The organism is Acinetobacter sp. GRABPA_MV_2 (genome assembly GCF_056725885.1).
Genome location: NZ_JBWZNA010000022.1, coordinates 38,580 through 55,094, shown reverse-complemented (window position 1 = coordinate 55,094; position 16,515 = coordinate 38,580). Strand labels below are relative to the sequence as shown.

The 16,515-nt window shown below is 37.0% G+C and carries 16 protein-coding genes and 1 pseudogene; 6 read left to right on the top strand and 11 right to left on the bottom strand.

The window, feature by feature from the left end; genetic code table 11:
• From ACXM0J_RS16245 to ACXM0J_RS16235, 3 genes and pseudogenes are all read right to left on the bottom strand, one after another.
• Positions 1–609, bottom strand: a pseudogene (locus ACXM0J_RS16245) (fimbria/pilus outer membrane usher protein); the annotation flags it as partial.
• A gap of 10 nt (positions 610–619) precedes the next feature.
• On the bottom strand, positions 620–1,327 hold the full coding sequence (locus ACXM0J_RS16240) for a fimbrial biogenesis chaperone (RefSeq protein WP_086266296.1): 708 nt from the start codon (positions 1,325–1,327) through the stop codon (positions 620–622).
• Positions 1,328–1,410: 83 nt separating this feature from the next.
• Positions 1,411–1,941 (bottom strand): Csu type fimbrial protein, encoded by a 531-nt coding sequence (locus tag ACXM0J_RS16235; protein ID WP_213034478.1) that lies wholly within the window; start codon positions 1,939–1,941, stop codon positions 1,411–1,413.
• A 684-nt stretch (positions 1,942–2,625) separates the two neighbouring features.
• Between ACXM0J_RS16235 and ACXM0J_RS16230 the strand changes: the two genes are divergently transcribed.
• From ACXM0J_RS16230 to ACXM0J_RS16220, 3 genes are all read left to right on the top strand, one after another.
• A complete protein-coding gene (locus tag ACXM0J_RS16230; RefSeq protein WP_213034477.1) occupies positions 2,626–4,299 on the top strand; it encodes an FMN-binding glutamate synthase family protein in 1,674 nt (557 codons plus the stop codon).
• A 212-nt stretch (positions 4,300–4,511) separates the two neighbouring features.
• Positions 4,512–5,567, top strand: a complete 1,056-nt coding sequence (locus tag ACXM0J_RS16225; protein ID WP_057085676.1) for a linear amide C-N hydrolase — start codon at positions 4,512–4,514, stop codon at positions 5,565–5,567.
• Between the two features lie 62 nt (positions 5,568–5,629).
• Entirely contained in the window at positions 5,630–6,124 is a 495-nt protein-coding gene (locus ACXM0J_RS16220) for a hypothetical protein (RefSeq protein ID WP_086266295.1), read from the top strand.
• Between the two features lie 55 nt (positions 6,125–6,179).
• Here ACXM0J_RS16220 and ACXM0J_RS16215 read toward each other — a convergent pair whose 3' ends face one another.
• The 5 genes from ACXM0J_RS16215 to ACXM0J_RS16195 form a co-directional block, all read right to left on the bottom strand.
• Positions 6,180–7,208: an alpha/beta hydrolase gene (locus ACXM0J_RS16215; RefSeq protein ID WP_002115207.1), complete on the bottom strand. Its 1,029-nt coding sequence runs from the start codon at positions 7,206–7,208 to the stop codon at positions 6,180–6,182.
• Entirely contained in the window at positions 7,208–8,332 is a 1,125-nt protein-coding gene (locus ACXM0J_RS16210) for a YdcF family protein (protein WP_086266294.1), read from the bottom strand. Before ACXM0J_RS16210 ends, ACXM0J_RS16215 begins: the two co-directional genes overlap by 1 nt.
• 4 nt (positions 8,333–8,336) lie before the next feature.
• On the bottom strand, positions 8,337–9,371 hold the full coding sequence (murB, locus tag ACXM0J_RS16205) for a UDP-N-acetylmuramate dehydrogenase (RefSeq protein WP_086266293.1): 1,035 nt from the start codon (positions 9,369–9,371) through the stop codon (positions 8,337–8,339).
• A 19-nt stretch (positions 9,372–9,390) separates the two neighbouring features.
• The gene (locus ACXM0J_RS16200) at positions 9,391–9,894 is read right to left on the bottom strand and encodes a low molecular weight protein-tyrosine-phosphatase (RefSeq protein ID WP_139841495.1); all 504 of its coding nucleotides are present in this window, start codon (positions 9,892–9,894) and stop codon (positions 9,391–9,393) included.
• Positions 9,895–10,226: 332 nt separating this feature from the next.
• Positions 10,227–10,454, bottom strand: coding sequence for a tautomerase family protein (locus ACXM0J_RS16195; RefSeq protein WP_002115197.1), 228 nt, complete (start codon positions 10,452–10,454; stop codon positions 10,227–10,229).
• Positions 10,455–10,516: 62 nt separating this feature from the next.
• On the opposite strand from ACXM0J_RS16195, the gene ACXM0J_RS16190 reads away from it, so the two are divergent.
• Positions 10,517–10,984, top strand: coding sequence for a winged helix-turn-helix transcriptional regulator (locus ACXM0J_RS16190; protein WP_086266336.1), 468 nt, complete (start codon positions 10,517–10,519; stop codon positions 10,982–10,984).
• A 201-nt stretch (positions 10,985–11,185) separates the two neighbouring features.
• Here the strand turns inward: ACXM0J_RS16190 and ACXM0J_RS16185 are convergent, their stop codons facing one another.
• On the bottom strand, positions 11,186–11,416 hold the full coding sequence (locus ACXM0J_RS16185) for a hypothetical protein (protein WP_005068773.1): 231 nt from the start codon (positions 11,414–11,416) through the stop codon (positions 11,186–11,188).
• Between the two features lie 449 nt (positions 11,417–11,865).
• Positions 11,866–12,177 (bottom strand): YcgJ family protein, encoded by a 312-nt coding sequence (locus ACXM0J_RS16180; protein ID WP_086266337.1) that lies wholly within the window; start codon positions 12,175–12,177, stop codon positions 11,866–11,868.
• A 357-nt stretch (positions 12,178–12,534) separates the two neighbouring features.
• Here ACXM0J_RS16180 and ACXM0J_RS16175 point away from each other — a divergent pair, with 357 nt between their 5' ends.
• Complete coding sequence (locus tag ACXM0J_RS16175) at positions 12,535–13,692, top strand: iron-containing alcohol dehydrogenase (RefSeq protein WP_086266338.1); 1,158 nt, start codon at positions 12,535–12,537, stop codon at positions 13,690–13,692.
• On the top strand, positions 13,692–14,126 hold the full coding sequence (locus ACXM0J_RS16170) for an acyl-CoA thioesterase (protein WP_086266339.1): 435 nt from the start codon (positions 13,692–13,694) through the stop codon (positions 14,124–14,126). The genes ACXM0J_RS16175 and ACXM0J_RS16170 overlap by 1 nt, the downstream gene beginning before the upstream one ends.
• 48 nt (positions 14,127–14,174) lie before the next feature.
• On the opposite strand, the gene ACXM0J_RS16165 is transcribed toward ACXM0J_RS16170, so the two are convergent.
• Positions 14,175–16,403 (bottom strand): phosphocholine-specific phospholipase C, encoded by a 2,229-nt coding sequence (locus tag ACXM0J_RS16165; protein WP_086266340.1) that lies wholly within the window; start codon positions 16,401–16,403, stop codon positions 14,175–14,177.
• Between the last annotated feature and the right edge of the window lie 112 nt (positions 16,404–16,515).

Genomic DNA, 16,515 nt, shown 5'->3' with positions numbered 1-16,515 from the left:
GTTATAACTATTTTCATTACTACCGTTATATAAACCCCCTGATGAGAAGTTACCGATTGCACTGTTAAAAATACCCTCAGCCGTACCTGAGAAAACGTTCTCGTCATTGGTTATGGTGTTATACAGACTGTAGTTCAAAATAGCCGCGTTTAAGGGTTTCATTCTTAGCAAATTGGGGCTAGTGATCTGCTGGCCACTTAAGTCGACTGAGTAACCCGTTAACATGTTCGATGGAACTTTTAAGTTTAAAGACTGCTCATTTTCGAGATATTTAAACTGGATTCCGTTTAGATCATTGATACACACCCACTGGTTATCTGGGATATGTTCATCTATTTTCAGTCTTAAAGTTCTTAAGTCACGAAAGCGGATATATAATTTTCTATCTTGCTCTTGCCGTACAGATATTAAGTCTTTTGAAACATTTGAATTAACAGAAATATTTAAAAATAGCTGTATATATCCTTTATCAGAACCAAATGCATGATAAGAAGAGTCCGTGATTTCTGGAATACTTGGCAAAACAGCATTGGTACTATCTTGTAAAGATTCAGCAAAAGCATGAGTCGGCAAGTATGTAAGACATAAGGCACTTACGAGATATTTCATGTGTGCCTCTTTAAAGAGATGCTTGCTTACCGTTAATATTCAAGGAAATATTATATTTATGTTCCGCTTGAAATTTAAAATCAGGACTAATATTAAAATTTCTTGCTTTGCCAGCAAGAATATAACCATTCACAGTATTTACTTTAATCGGATAACTTTTATTCGCTGTTGTATCAACAAGCATTAAATTATTTAAAAGCGCATGTCGATTACCAATGTTACTAATCGTCAGATAAGCATTATTTTGCTCTTGTTGTATTGACCAATTCAGTTTAGTAATCGCATCTTTATTCACTACAAATACAGGTAATGATGAGCGTAGAAGTACGTTTACTCCTTGAGATGCTTTACGACTATCAACAGGTTTTGGTAACTCATCAATAATAATACGATAAGTTTTTTCACCAGAAATAGGTTCTGGATTAATCCTAACTACACGCAAGTTATAAGAATCATTAGGTTGTAGTTTTAAAAATGGTGGACTAATGACAATCTCATCCGTAGGGACTAATTGATCTTGTCCAGCATTTTGCCTCCACTCAAATACACGCACCTGTAAATCAGCACTTTCATTTGACTGGTTATATAAACTAATTGAGGATGCGCTTTGATCATTTAACATCTCAACACTTACAGGTGAAAGGCGAATTGATGCAGCATTTAGCATACTAGGCAAAAACAACAATAAACTTGTAGCAACAAAGATATTTTTTTTCATGATTTGCCCAACAATACTTTTCTCAAATTGGGCTAGCTCTATTAAACAAGAGCTAGCAATGACACAATAAAACTTATTAAAAATTAGTAAGTCACTGTTACTGTCACAGTATCAAGATAGCTGCCTGCACTTGGTAAAGTTGTTCCTGCAGGAATACGACCATACACATTTACAGTTTGAACATTACCCGTTCCAGTTCCACTGTAAGCGGACGTTGCAATACCAATTGCTGTGGCACGCCCTGTGTCAGAAAAAAGGTTGTAAGGAATATATTCGTTGCTTGTTGCCCCACCAATCATACGGCGTTGTGTCGATTGCGCATTTTTCCCAGCATCGAAGGCTAAAGTCCATGGCACAGTGTTATTACATAACACTTTAATTGCCGTACCACCTGTCGTTGTGGTGTCTGCATCGACATTGCTAGCAAGAGAACTCAATGTCCCAAAATCCAGAACTGCATTAGCTGTTGTGCCTGTAGCTGACGTATTAAGTACGCAACTATTTGTGATTGTTGCTTTAACAGTTAATGTGCCTGTAGCTGTAGCTGCATTTGCAGCATTGATCGACATTAACCCCATAGCAACTGCTGATAAACAAATGAGAGACTTATTCATGGTTAAAAAAACCTTTTTACATTACGCCAATAAAATTAATAGATGTAAAAACTAGCCTTCCCCAATCCAATCACTAGCTTTTTTGACTGTTTTTTCAAAGCGTTATTTTTTTACTCTACTAGTCGCGCATAATACAAAAAAACAACAAAAATACTAATATTGATTTCATTCTAAATATCAATTAATAATTCAAGTTCTGATGAATTTCTCAATTATAGAAATTTTTATGATTTGCCTCCTTGTTAAATGTTTTTTTGATAATTTCTTTTCCATTTTTATTAGTTTTTCTAAAAAAATAATATTTTTTCATTAGTTAAAATTTACCATAGACTCTCATATTTTATATTTTTTTAAAGTTTGGTCAAAAAAATAAGTACAAAAAAGTAAGCTATTAATTGCTCTATATATTTTAAATGAATAAGAAAATAATATTTTATGAATAAGAAATCTAAGCTTTCTATCACATTTTCCTTTTTTCTTAGAAATTTCAGTGATTAGAGACGAATCTTTATAAATAACACCATGTATCTCTAACTCAACTATTTCTAAAAATTAAATGAAAAATCAAACCCAATAATCTTTGGATTTTGTTATACCGTCCTTAAGCTAACAATTCCATACTTGTGGTTTTAGTTCCTTCTTGGCAATGTATGTACCAGTAAAACATTAGGAATTTGTTCCAATATGGCGAGTCCAGCACAAATCATTCGACATAAATTTCTCAATACATTCTTTTCGCGCCATTCTCTCTGGTTTTTATGTATTCTTACCGCGCTCAGCATCACATGGTTTCGAACTGTATATACCCCTCATAGTATCTATTATTTTATTTCTGATACTCTCCTTAATGGTTTATGGGTAGTTACAGGTGCGCTAAGCTTATTAGGCCTCTATGATGTTTTGCAGAATAAACACTCTATTTTAAAAAATTACCCAATCATGGGACATTTCCGTTTTTTGTTTGAAGATATACGCCCCGAAATTCGTCAATACTTTATTGAAGCAGATCAAGATGCTCTACCTTTTTCTCGCATGCAACGAAGCTTAGTTTATCAACGCGCTAAAAACGAAAATGCAGATAAGCCTTTTGGTTCAATCATTGATGTCTATCAAGAGAATTACCGCTTTATTGTCCACTCAATAAGCCCTTGTCCACCAGCTGATCCAAAAAGCTTCCGCATTCAGGTGGGTAATGCGCAATGCCTTCAACCCTATAGCGCATCCATTATGAATATCTCCGCCATGAGCTTTGGTAGTTTAAGTGCCAATGCAATTCGTGCACTCAATAAAGGAGCACAATTAGGTGGGTTTTATCACGATACTGGTGAAGGTAGTTTAAGCCCTTATCATCTCGAAAATGGTGGAGATATTGTTTGGCAAATTGCCAGTGGTTATTTTGGTTGTCGTACCCTAGATGGGAAATTTGACGAGCAAAAATTTACTAAACAATCTCAATTGCCACAGATCAAAATGATCGAATTAAAGCTTTCACAAGGTGCAAAACCGGGCCATGGCGGTATCTTACCTAAGCATAAAATTACCGAAGAAATTGCCCAAATCCGTGGCGTTTCACGCGACCATGATTGTATTTCTCCTGCTAAGCATTCAAGTTTTTCTACCCCAATTGAAATGATGCATTTCTTACAGAAGTTGAGAACATTATCTGGCGGGAAGCCTGTTGGTTTTAAACTGTGTATTGGCCAACCTTGGCAATTTATGAGTATTGTTAAAGCAATGCTTGAAACAAAAATTGTTCCTGACTTTATTGTAGTTGATGGTTCTGAAGGTGGTACAGGTGCAGCACCAATTGAGTTTAGTGACAATATTGGCACCCCATTACGAGAGGGCTTACGCTTTGTCCATAACACTCTTGTCGGTGCAGGGCTGAGAGATCAAGTTAAAATTGGTGCTAGTGGTAAAATCATTAGTGCTTTTGATATTGCTAGTACTTTTGCCCTAGGTGCAGACTGGGTTAACTCCGCACGTGGTTTCATGTTTGCGGTTGGATGTATTCAGGCACAAAGTTGCCATACAAATCAATGCCCTGTAGGGGTAGCGACTCAAGACAAAGATCGTCAAAAAGCAATTGATGTACCGACTAAATCAGAACGAGTGTTTAATTTTCATAAAAATACTTTGCATGCGTTATCAGAAATGATTGCTGCTGCTGGTTTACGTCATCCTTCTGATATTAAAGCTCATCATTTGGCTCAGCGAGTGAATGATCGCGAAATTAAGAACTATGCTCAATTGCATTTTTTCTTGAAAGAAGGTGAGCTTTTACAATCTGAACTTAATAATGACGATGATAATTTTTATTATCGAATGTGGAACATGGCCGATGCCAATCATTTTTAATTTATATTAATTTTTATAAGTTGAGCATTACATTTATAATGTGATGCTCTTCCATATTTAAACCTAATATGTGATTTTTGCTTAAATTCCACTCCCCTTTTAATTTGTATTTAATAGATTTTTCACCTAATATAAAAGTATAAATAACGTACACATTTTAATTTTATTTAATAAAAATTTTTTTAATGCTTATAACAAGAAGGTACCTCATCATGTTGAAAAAAACATTCATCTCTTCTTTTGTTGCAATCGCTATAGGCTTAAGTAGCTATGCTGTTGCTTGTACACGCGCTGTCTATTTAGGTAATAACCAACATATTATTACCGCTCGCTCAATGGACTGGAAAGTTGATACGGGTACAAACTTATGGATTATGCCAAGCGGAGTTAGCCGTGATGGTAGTGCAGGCCCAAATTCAATAAAATGGACATCTAAATATGGAAGCGTGATTGCCACAGGCTATGAAGTTTCCACAACAGATGGAATGAATGAAGCAGGTTTAGTTGCTAATATTTTATGGTTAGTAGAATCTGAATACCCAGATGCAAAAAAGACGGATAAACCTTTATTAAGTATTGCAGCATGGGCTCAATATGTACTTGATAATTTTGCAACTGTAGATGAGGCCGTCAAGGCCTTAGAAAAAGAACCTTACACTATTATTACCGACAATGTTCCCGGCGAAACACGCTTGACTACCTTACATTTATCTATTTCTGATAAAACAGGTGATAGTGCAATTATTGAATATATTGGTGGAAAACAAGTGATTCACCACAGCAGAAGCTATCAGGTCATGACTAACTCGCCTACTTTCGATAAACAACTCGCACTTACTGAATATTGGAAGCAAATTGGCGGAACGATTATGCTACCCGGTACTAACAGAGCATCTGATCGCTTTGCACGGGCATCTTTTTACATTAACGCTATTCCTAAAAACGATAATACAAAACAAGCACAAGCCTCTGTATTTAGTGTGATTCGCAATGCATCTGTTCCTTACGGATTGAATACTCAAGAAGAACCTAATATCTCTTCAACTCGCTGGCGAACTGTTGCCGATCACAAACAAATGCTTTACTTTTTTGAATCTGCCCTCTCACCAAATGTATTTTGGGTCGACTTGAAAAAGATTAACTTTAAAGATGGTAAAACACGCAGACTTGATTTAGGACCCGATCAAAGCCATATCTATGCAGGTGATGCCACCTCTTCCTTTAAAATTGCAAAACCATTTGTATTTTTAGGTCCAACTACGCGTTAATTTATGTCAAAATTTATTACTCTTAGCATAAATAATATTAAACATACTATTTTGGAATTTATATGATGAAGAAATCTCTACTCTTATTGGGTTCATGTCTACTTACTGCGGCTTGTAGCACCACACAGCTTAGTACACCAGCTCCTAAAGAGGTAAAGACAGCTGGTCAACTAAACTGCTCACCAACTGAACTATGCCCAAGCTTATTGGTTAAATGGAACGAAAATCAAAAAAATCAGCTTCGAGTAGATGTTCATTTAAGTAGTAGTTATAACTTTTATGATATTAACGCTTTGACTTTTGATATTGATGGCAAACGATTCAATTATGAACCAGCTCAAGCCACTGAAAAAACCAATGTGAGCCGATTAGTGCCTAAACATTCAACCACTTACTTTGTTATTCCAAGTCAATTCTTGCAAGAATTTAAAAATGCTCAAAATGTGAATGTTTTAATCAAAACAGATAAAGGGACCATCGAGCGCAATATGTATAGTCCACAAAAGCAATCTTCGGTTTATAAAAACTTTATGCAGCTTTATCAAAATTCAAAATAAAATACAAAGATTAAGTCATGCATCTATCTAGAATTACTGGATAGATGCATTATTTTTAATAATAAAAATGTTTTGGCTTTGCATGCAAAAAAGCAGGAATCAACCCCGTTAAAGCCGCACGTATATCCGCACGCTCATTAATTAATTGATGAGATCCTTCTTCAAGCATTAACAATGTTTGGAGTCTAAATTTACGACGAATAAATTCAATGTTGTAACGCCAATCAACTGTCTGATCGAGAGCACCTTGTGCAAGCCAGACCGGGATACGGCAAGCAGGTCGCTCTTCCATTTCTTGCATCCATTTTGACATTGCCAAAATCCAATCCATGCCCATCATTCGAGGTTGCAAAGGATCCTTTAAACGAATAAAACGCAAAAATTCAGGATTATGATTATTACGTCTAAAATGCCTTGGTACCTGACGTTTAATACGGCGAATAATGCCTAATCCAACGGGGTTATGCCACCACGCGGTTTTTGCAGGGCGAATTAACGGAGAAAGCAAAAGTACTCGATCTACAATCGGATCTTGGCGTTTTTCAGCATATTCTAATAAGTGATGCATCCAAATTGCTCCACCCGTACTTTGACCAATACCGACCCATGGTTTAGGTAACTGATCTGCATGTTTCACATATTGATAAACAGCCATCAAAACTTGCTGGTAATGATCAAAGTTTTTAATGCTGGCTGGTGAACCATCACTTAATCCATGCCCCGGCAAATCATAAGTAATGATACTAAAGCCCTGCTCAAGAATTTCACGAATGATTGGCTGGTAAATACCACTATGCTCAAGATAACCATGCAATAGACAAACTGTACCTTGTATTTTTTCTACTTTAGGTTTGAAAACTTGCACATGCAAACGGAATAACGGCATTTGAACATAGCCTTGCCAATGGTCACATTCAAGTAAATGTAAACCATACAATTTGCGATAGGCCAGCAAATCACGAGAAGGTTCTTCTAATGTATTTAAATTGAGTGGACTCAAAACCTGCGGCGTAAGATCACGATTAGGAACCGGTAAATCTAATTGTTTTAATACGGCAGGATTGAGAAATGGAATATCTGACATTAAGGAACCTCTCGACAATCACTTGAGCCAAACAACATGTCACGAATTGTCGCAAGTAATTCATAATTTGCACGGCGGCTATGATCGTAATTTTGTACACTTGGTTGCCAACGTGTCAGTGGAGTTGGCATTGGAGCTACAACAGGAATAGTTTCTATACCATTTAAAGCAAACAGTCGGCGTGTACGCGGCATATGATATTCATCTGTAACCAACATGACCGTAGGTGCACCACCTTTTTTCTGAAGCAATAAAGAGCTAAAACGGGTATTTTCACAGGTATTCATACTACGCTTTTCTAATAGCTTTGCATCAACACCGCGCGCTTTTAACCAAGCTTGCATATAAGGTGCTTCTACACCGCTAAGCACAATAGGCAGATGATTTTGTTTTTCAACTTCTAAAGTTTTTTCTAATCGCAAACGCGTATAGCCATTAACTACAATATCCTTACCATTTTTATCTAAGGTTAATCCGCCCCCCAACACAACAATTGCATAAGGTTCTGATAACTTTTTAGGTTGTACAGGCAATGGATTTTTACGCACATACTCGACTTTTTGTTCAGGTTCACTGACAGCGTCTTGATGCTCTGGCACCACAGGTTTTCTGGCTAAAAACTCGGTATATTGTTCAGTAAGCGCTTTATTTTCAGAACTATTAATAAAGAGTGCTTCATCAACCGGACTACTCGCTTCGTCTGCAGCATCAATTTCTGAGTTTTTAGCGACTAAAGGAACCGTTACAGAGGCTGCTTGTTCTTCTGAATCCTGTTCCTTTTCTTCTAAAAGAATAATTTGCTGTAAGGCTTTATAATTCTCTTGAATATAGGTCAGATCAGATGTCTTTTTTTCACGTAACGCTTGCTCTGTCAGTTTTAAATAAGCCTGACGAGCAATCCATAAATTCGAACCCGGCTCTAAATTATCATGCTCACTTAATGCGGCTTGTCTCTGGCTTTCAGCTGCGACTTGATTAACATCAACAGGTACAAAATAGTTAAGCCCAGCTACAATAAGTTTTGAATAAAATGGTGAATATAAAAAAACCACGAAACAGCCTAATAGTACAAATAGTACGGTGACTACTTGTACTAAACGTACCATTAAGTGTACTTTTGGCATAAAATTATTCCGTATGATTTTCAATTAAACCTAAACTGTTATAAAGCACAGGCTCTGGTTCTAACATAATATGGAAACGCTGATCAACATCATGTTGAACAGCTTGATAAGTTTTCCTTACATCAGCTAGAGATGCATTGGCATAATTCACCAGAACTAATGCCTGTTTATGGAACATCCCTACCATATCGAGTTGCTTCCCTTTCCAACCCGCCTGATCAATTAACCATCCTGCTGCAATTTTAACGTTTCCGTTAGCTTGAGGATAATGTGGAATTGTTGAGAATTGTGTGATTAAACGTTCAAACTCTTGAGGTTTAACAATCGGATTTTTAAAGAAACTCCCGACATTTGGATATTCTTTTGGATCAGGGAGTTTACTTTGGCGGATATGGATGACCTGATTTTGTAAATTTTCGGCAGTCTGATTGTCTCCAACTGCTTGTTTCAAATCGCCGTAGTTTAGTTTTAAGTGAGGCTGTTTAAGCAATTTAAAAGTGACATGCGTGATAATGTAACGGTTCGGATCATCTTTAAAAATACTATGGCGGTAAGCAAAATGGCAGTCAGCCGCTAAAATTGTCTTAGTTTGCTTCAATTTACGGTCATACACTTGTACTGACTCAATAAACTCGCCTACCTCTACCCCATACGCCCCAATGTTTTGTACGGGTGAAGCACCGACTAAGCCTGGAATAAGGGCTAAATTTTGCAGACCAAACCAGTTCTGTTCAGTGCTGTATAAAACAAAATCATGCCAGACTTGGCCTGCGCCTACTTTAACTCGCACAAAATCATGATCGTTTGATAAAACTTCAATTCCCTGAATATCAAGATGAATCACCAAAGCATTGATCTGCTGCGGCAATAACATATTACTACCGCCCGATAGTACAAGTACATTTAACTGATGCTGCTCAGCAAACTCTAAAGCTGCTTCAATATCTTGAATATTGCCAACTTTAGTATAGTGAGAAACAGTTGCATCTAAACTTAAAGTATTGAATGGCTTAAGCTGTACTTGATTCTGAATTTGCATTGTATTGAAAAACCTATTCTTAAACATTCAATTGTTTTTTTAAAATATTAACCCACGCCAAACTACTGGACTCACATTGATTGAGTACACGTTCAAAACCATCAGCACCGCCATAATAAGGATCAGGCAACGCTTGTTGTGGATATTCAGGATCATGCTCACTCATTAAAGCTACTTTTGCACGAATTTGGTCTGCGCCAAATTGAGAAACGGCTCTTTGCAACACATCATGAATATCTTCAAAATTTTGATGATCCATTGCCAAAATCAAATCAAACTCTAAAAAGTCTTGGGTTGAAAGTTGTCTTGCACGTAAAGATGATAGGTCATAGCCCCTTTTCTGAGCATGCAACTGACTACGCTGATCTGGCGATTTATTTGGATGATAATTACTCGTTCCAGCTGAATCGACAACCACATTGAGTTGATGTGCGTCACAATAATGTCTGAAAACCACCTCAGCCGTGGGAGAACGGCAAATATTTCCTAAACAGACACATAACACCTTATATTGTGTTTCCATTAGAAATTACTTCCAAACATTTGAATTACATAAAAATAAACAGGATCATGCACAATCTTAACAGACTATAAGTTTGTGAGAACTGAATTGACCATTGTGACTTGTTGCATTTTGTCAAAACTCACTTGGGTTGAAAAGGAAAATAATGTTTATCAATAGATTAAAAGTTGATAAATCAGGCGATAAATTAGCTAATTTTGTATTTTTTTTAGTAATTAAATAAAGCTATCTAAACAGTGTTCTTTTGATTGCAACCTAAAGTTCATTAGACTGGATAAATTAAACAAATGTCTGTTAAATAAAAATGAAGCCCTAATTTATAGGGCTTTACATCACTTAGATGCGGTGATTAATTCTATCATTTCCTTCGTAGGCCTTAAGCTACCTAGTTGCCAATGCTCAGGAGGATGTTCGTCAATTCTGATCCATACATGTTCTCGAAAAGCAGGATTTCCCTTTCCTTCAATTTCTACAAATAAATCTGTTATTCGCTTAAAAAGCTCAGCCTTGCTATCTTTATCTAGTAAACCTTCTATAGTTTGTATATTTATAAATGGCATAATGCTACCTGAATTAATGCTAGGTCTAAATTATAGACTCATACTAATTGGAGCTCCCTCTGATGTCAAATCAAATTATTCCGGATCATAAATTTCCAGTAGATGTATGCGGGATCTTTAAAATTACAGAAATATTGAATGACAGATGGACGATCCTCTTGTTAAGAGAAGCCTTCTATGGGGTAACAAAATTTAATGATTTTCTAGAAAATACAGGTATATCAAAGCAAATTTTATCTAATCGTCTAAAGCACCTCATCCAATTAGAAATATTTGAACTGTCAATTTATAAAGAAGTTGGTGTGAGAGAGCGTAAAGAATACTTACTTACTAAAAAAGGCAAAAGTCTAAATATTGTTTTACTCGCCATGCTTGAATCTGGCGGTAATTTTATTGAAGCTGGTAAAGATGTGGTGAAAGTTTTTAATAAGAGTACTGATGATGAACTTAAATTAAAACTTGTTGATTCTTCTAATCAAGTTATAGATTTTAAGAATTTGGAACTTAAGCTCATTCATTGCAAAAAATAAATTTTTATAACTTAGCTACACTGATCATAAAGTCCTCAGCATGCTTTTAAAGTCCTCAGCATGCTTTTATAGATAAATAAAAAAAGCCTACTCTTTCAAGTAGGCTTTCCCCTTATGACTTTTGCGCTGATCATTAAGGTTTATTGTTGTTTAAAGCAACGGAAGGATCTTACAGAAATACTTAAGAATAAAAAAGCTTATTTACTTAACTGAATGTAAGTACTCATAGGCTCCTTTTTCATTACTTTCCAGCTTAATGACTGCATCTGTTTCATCATTTAGTGTCAGGTTAAATACTTTTTCACCATCATATGAAATTTGATGGCCCATACGAAACTCTGAATCAAGTGACTCAAGAATAATAAAATTTCCTTCGTTGTTCGAAGCAATATAGTAAGTGTTGTTCCGATGAACATATCTAATTGTGTACATCACTATTTAAATTCCACCTCAAAAATTATGTTTTTTCTTAATGATAAAAAGATCCTTTTTACCTTCTCAATCAGAAAAGGTTCTAGTGAAAAAAGGCATCTAACTGTAAAACTGGAAATATATATGCAGTCATATTTCCAACTTTATGATTGGATAACGCCTATACCTCTCAATATAAATAAAATTTAAAAACACATTAATTCAATAATTTAAAAGCTAAGAATCCCTTTAAAATATGTGCATTCAAAAAAACTAAACTCTCCCTTATTAATTGTTTACCCCGATAATTCAGCATTTTTATGCTTATACTATTAAATTGATATTACAGAAATACTTAATAATAAAAAACCCCGCCATTAGTCGATAGTTAGCGGGGGCTTTTGGGATTTAATTTTACTTTTATAGACTCATCTATCAGAGATATTTACCTCATTTCTGCAATAGAAAAATTATTTATTTTTAAAAAGCTTATCTGTCATAGTTCTATCAATTTTACTGCGATGCCCATTCTCAAAGTAGCGATCAACATGGCATAGTTTTGTTTTAGTATCACAGAACACACCATTTGAGAGCGTAAACGCGGATGTATCAAAATCACCTTGGGAGAATGCTCTATTCGCTTTATAAGTGCCTAAGTATTTAGCTGTAAGTTTTTTAGATACACCTTTTTTGTCAGCACAAATATATTTGTCACAAATTACGCCCTTTTTAGGCGAATAGATGCTAGAGCTAGTTTTCGCCATTGCTGCCGAACTAACCATGAAGCAAGCAAATCCAACAACACTGAGTAAAGTTTTAGAAATTTTCACTTTTTAGAACCGAATAAAATTATAAATTGTTAAAGTATTATATAAATTAGAGGCTTCACGGAAAATCTGTAGAGCCCTATAAATAACAAAAAGCCCACCTTTCAAACAGAGTTTTAATATCTTGACGGCCTTACTTACATTTCGAATCCTACAATCTAAAGAAGTTTATTTTGCACAGCACGAAGCATCAAGGAAAACATAATCACTTCAGAACTACTTTATTTTGAGGTGTCTTATGCTAAGTTATTTGAAGATCGAATCTTATAGAACCATTCAACAATAATGTTCAAAAATAAGGAAATAATGTATATGAGCCATTTTCAATTTCAAACCGTTCCAAATATCATCTCTGGCTTAGGCTCTATACAAGAATTACAAAATGTTTTGTCGTCAAAAGCTTACCGTAAGTTATTGCTAGTCACCGATGCAGGCATGGTTAAAAATCAATTACACCGTCCCATTCTTCAAATTTTAGATAACCTCAATATTGAATATGTCATCTATGCCGATGTGCAAGCTGATCCGCCTGAACAAGTAGTACTAGATGCAGCCAATTATGCAAAACAGCAAAATGTTGATGCCATTATTGGTTTTGGTGGTGGTAGTTCTCTAGATGTTGCAAAAGTTATTGCTTTACTCGCCCACCCTAACCAAACCCAAAATTTGCAAGAGATGTACGGCGTGAATCAGGTCACTACAGCTCGTCTTCCGCTTATTTTAATTCCAACAACAGCCGGAACAGGCTCAGAAGTAACACCTATCTCGATTGTCACCACAGGTGAAACGACAAAGATGGGGATTGTCTCTCCAGTACTGTACGCCGACACTGCAATTCTCGATGCTACTTTTACTCAAAATCTTCCATCACATATTACCGCCGCCACAGGTATTGATGCGATGGTACATGCCATTGAGGCATATACCTCTAAACATAAAAAAAATGTTTATACGGATATTTTAGCTAAGCATGCTTTGAAGTTGTTAAATCATAACTTACCAAAAGTTCTTAAAGATGGTAACGATTTAGAAGCACGTCAAAACATGCTTTTTGGTTCAATGCTCGCGGGACAAGCGTTTGCAAACTCGCCAGTTGCCGCGGTGCATGCTTTAGCTTACCCACTAGGTGGTCATTTTCATTTGTCGCACGGACATGCTAATGCCTTAGTGCTGGTTGAAGTATTAAAGTTTAATGCACCAAATGCAAAAAAATACTATGCAGAGCTTATGCAATGGCTTGATCCATATAGTAATGGCAGCACCGATGGTTTATGCGATCTGTTTATTGACCATATGCAGAATCATTTAGACCGTAGTGGTTTGACTTTAAGACTTAGTGATTTGGGTATTGAAGAGTCTAGCTTACCAAGGCTTGCTCAAGATGCCATGTTGCAAACCCGTTTACTACAAAATAACCCACGAGACATGACAGAAGCCGCTGCTTTGGCAATTTATCAGGCGATTCATTAATGACTAAACCAGTTTTAAAAACCCGTGATCAATTTAAGTTCTTTTTAGACATCCAAACTCGCTGGGCAGATAACGATATTTATGGTCATGTTAACAATGTGACTTACTATAGCTACTTCGATACAGCCGCCAATGCTTTGCTTATTCAAAAAACAGGTTTTGATATTCATGAAGCAAAATCAATTGGCTTAGTGGTCGATTCAGCTTGTAGTTTTTTTCAGGAATTATCATTTCCAGAAATTATTCAGGTAGGTGTTGCGATTGGTAAAATCGGTACCACTTCATTGCGCTATGAATTGGCAATCTTCAAACAAGGTCAGGACCAAGCCTCAGCTCAAGGACATTTTGTACATGTTTTTGTTGATCGCGAAACGCGTAAGACAGTGCCAATTTCCGAGACAGTTCGTGAGGTTTTAGAGAGTTATTTATTATAAAAAATGAGGCAAAAAGAAAATACACAGCTCTTTTTGCCTCGTCTTAGCTTACATCATTGCAGGATCACTAAAGGAATCTTTACCTGTTTCGACTCGGCCAGCAAAACGTCGGTAATAATATGGATCACTCTGACTGGTGATTTCAAAATCATACCAATGCCCAACATCAGCCAAAGCCCAATGTTGCTTAACAACCTGTCCCGCTTTTACGGTAATTTGTAACGGCGCATCTTGTCGATAGGCACAAGGTTTTACTGTCAATATTGCATCCTTAGTCCCTTCATTCATGAGTTCGACATAAACATCACCGTTCGCAATGTCATAGCACACTCGAATTTCAGGTTTAATACCACTATCGATAATACGTTGAATATCCCCTTTAAAATGGCGGTGGTAGCCATTTGGACCAAGTACCCATAGGTCATAACGGCCTAAGTTATCGTTTAAAGCATCCCATCCATCATCTAAAGTTTTATTCGGCTCGACAATATAACGCTTTGGAATACGGTCTAAATTGAGCTTGTCATATACATGAAAAACCGCTGCTTGCTGACCTGTATTAGAGAATATCAATTGTACTTTGCCGTCGGCTTTACAGCGTGCACTGGTATGCAACTCGTAAGGTAGCGCACGCGAAAGACGTATACCACTTTGCTGGATCGGTAACTTTACATCCGTGGGTACAGGAACAGCTGGCAGAGCTTCTTGATTTTCTCTTAGTGTATCTGCCTGCACACGTGTTTGTTTACCATTGAGTTGAGGTAAAACATCTGCATTTGGTGTTTTAAAGTTAAATGCACTGGTTAAATCGCCACATACTGCGCGGCGGTATGGACTGATATTCGGCTCTTTCACACCGAAACGTTTTTCTAAAAACATGAGCACGGAAGTATGGTCAAACACTTGTGAGTTCACCCAACCACCACGACTCCATGGAGAAATCACATATAAAGGAACACGAGGACCCGGACCATAAACGCGTCCATCAGGTGTAGGCTGAGAATGGCTTCCTTCAGGTGCAGCATGATCGAAATATTCGTCCTGCATATCGGCTCTACTTAATGTCGATTTACCCGCGTACTGGCCATTTTTGAGTCGAGATGGAGCTGATGGCGACGGTACATGGTCAAAGTAACCATCATTTTCATCGAAATTGATAATAAGTGCTGTTTTACTCCAAACCTCTGGCACGGCAGTTAAAGCATCAATAATTTCTTGAATAAACCATGCCCCTTGAACGGGGCTTGAAGGGTCTGGATGTTCGCAATAAATCGATGGCGCGTTAATCCAAGAGACTTGAGGTAACTTCCCTTCACGAATGTCGCGTTTAAAAGCGTCAAGATACTCTTCTGGTTTATTGCCCGGCAGCGTATTTGCAATGCCCTTATATAATGGATTTTTGGCATTATCCATTTCAGCATCATAGGCTTTATACGGTAGTTTTTGACCCGTATCCGCATACGGTTTATTCGGTTCGCCGCCACTTGCAACCGGATAACCAGATGCAATGTTGGCCTTTCTAAATGAACGAAATGCCCCAAGCATGTTATCGCCCCATTCATCCGGCATATTTTGATAACAAATCCAACTTACTCCTGCTTCTTCTAAGCGCTCAGCGTAAGTCTTCCATGTATAACCCCGGTCTGCCGTCGCTGGGTTACCATCAATCCAGTCCCACTCATTGTTTACAAATGAACGCTTGGTCGGTGTTGCACCATTTGTACCCGTTAAATGATAAGAACGGTTTGCATCTGTTCCAGTGTGCATAGAGCAATGGTAGGCATCACAAATCGTAAAAGCATTCGCAAGTGCAAACTGATATGGAATTTCTTTTTCTTTAAAATAACCCATAGATATATCAGTTTTGTGGGTTGGCCAGTTCGCCATACGCCCATTGTCCCAAGCCAGCTGACTGTCATCCCATGTGTGAGGCGTACCCTCTGCACGCTGTGCATTATTGGCTGTACCATCTAAGTGAAAAGGCGTTAGAACTTGCCCATTACTTCTAAGCTGCTCCCAAACACGGCGGCCACTTGGCAAAGGAATCGTAAAACGATCAGCAAACCCTCGAACGCCTTTTAATGTTCCGAAGTAATGGTCAAAAGATCGGTTTTCCTGCATTAAAATAATAACGTGTTCAACATCCTGAATGGTCCCAGTTTTATTATTTGCAGGAATTGCTAAAGCTTTTTGAATACTAGATGGGAACGCTGCCAATGCCGCAGCACCAAAACCCATATTTAAAGAGTAATTTAAAAATTTACGACGTGTAATCATGATTAGGTTCTTTTTATTATTTAAGTTTATGGAGCACAGCGCATCACAGGTTTTTTCCCTGTATCTGGTGTATTTGAATTATCATTTGCCGAGTCGTTACAACCACTCAGCA

Coding starts and splice junctions, on each gene's coding strand:
- ACXM0J_RS16235 (WP_213034478.1), bottom strand. CDS start 1,941: ATGAATAAGTCTCTCATTTGTTTATCAGCAGTTGCTATGGGGTTAATG.
- murB (WP_086266293.1), bottom strand. CDS start 9,371: ATGCAAATTCAGAATCAAGTACAGCTTAAGCCATTCAATACTTTAAGT.
- ACXM0J_RS16200 (WP_139841495.1), bottom strand. CDS start 9,894: ATGGAAACACAATATAAGGTGTTATGTGTCTGTTTAGGAAATATTTGC.
- ACXM0J_RS16215 (WP_002115207.1), bottom strand. CDS start 7,208: ATGTCAGATATTCCATTTCTCAATCCTGCCGTATTAAAACAATTAGAT.
- ACXM0J_RS16220 (WP_086266295.1), top strand. CDS start 5,630: ATGATGAAGAAATCTCTACTCTTATTGGGTTCATGTCTACTTACTGCG.
- ACXM0J_RS16195 (WP_002115197.1), bottom strand. CDS start 10,454: ATGCCATTTATAAATATACAAACTATAGAAGGTTTACTAGATAAAGAT.
- ACXM0J_RS16170 (WP_086266339.1), top strand. CDS start 13,692: ATGACTAAACCAGTTTTAAAAACCCGTGATCAATTTAAGTTCTTTTTA.
- ACXM0J_RS16240 (WP_086266296.1), bottom strand. CDS start 1,327: ATGAAAAAAAATATCTTTGTTGCTACAAGTTTATTGTTGTTTTTGCCT.
- ACXM0J_RS16175 (WP_086266338.1), top strand. CDS start 12,535: ATGAGCCATTTTCAATTTCAAACCGTTCCAAATATCATCTCTGGCTTA.
- ACXM0J_RS16165 (WP_086266340.1), bottom strand. CDS start 16,403: ATGATTACACGTCGTAAATTTTTAAATTACTCTTTAAATATGGGTTTT.
- ACXM0J_RS16230 (WP_213034477.1), top strand. CDS start 2,626: ATGGCGAGTCCAGCACAAATCATTCGACATAAATTTCTCAATACATTC.
- ACXM0J_RS16210 (WP_086266294.1), bottom strand. CDS start 8,332: ATGCCAAAAGTACACTTAATGGTACGTTTAGTACAAGTAGTCACCGTA.
- ACXM0J_RS16185 (WP_005068773.1), bottom strand. CDS start 11,416: ATGTACACAATTAGATATGTTCATCGGAACAACACTTACTATATTGCT.
- ACXM0J_RS16180 (WP_086266337.1), bottom strand. CDS start 12,177: ATGGTTAGTTCGGCAGCAATGGCGAAAACTAGCTCTAGCATCTATTCG.
- ACXM0J_RS16225 (WP_057085676.1), top strand. CDS start 4,512: ATGTTGAAAAAAACATTCATCTCTTCTTTTGTTGCAATCGCTATAGGC.
- ACXM0J_RS16190 (WP_086266336.1), top strand. CDS start 10,517: ATGTCAAATCAAATTATTCCGGATCATAAATTTCCAGTAGATGTATGC.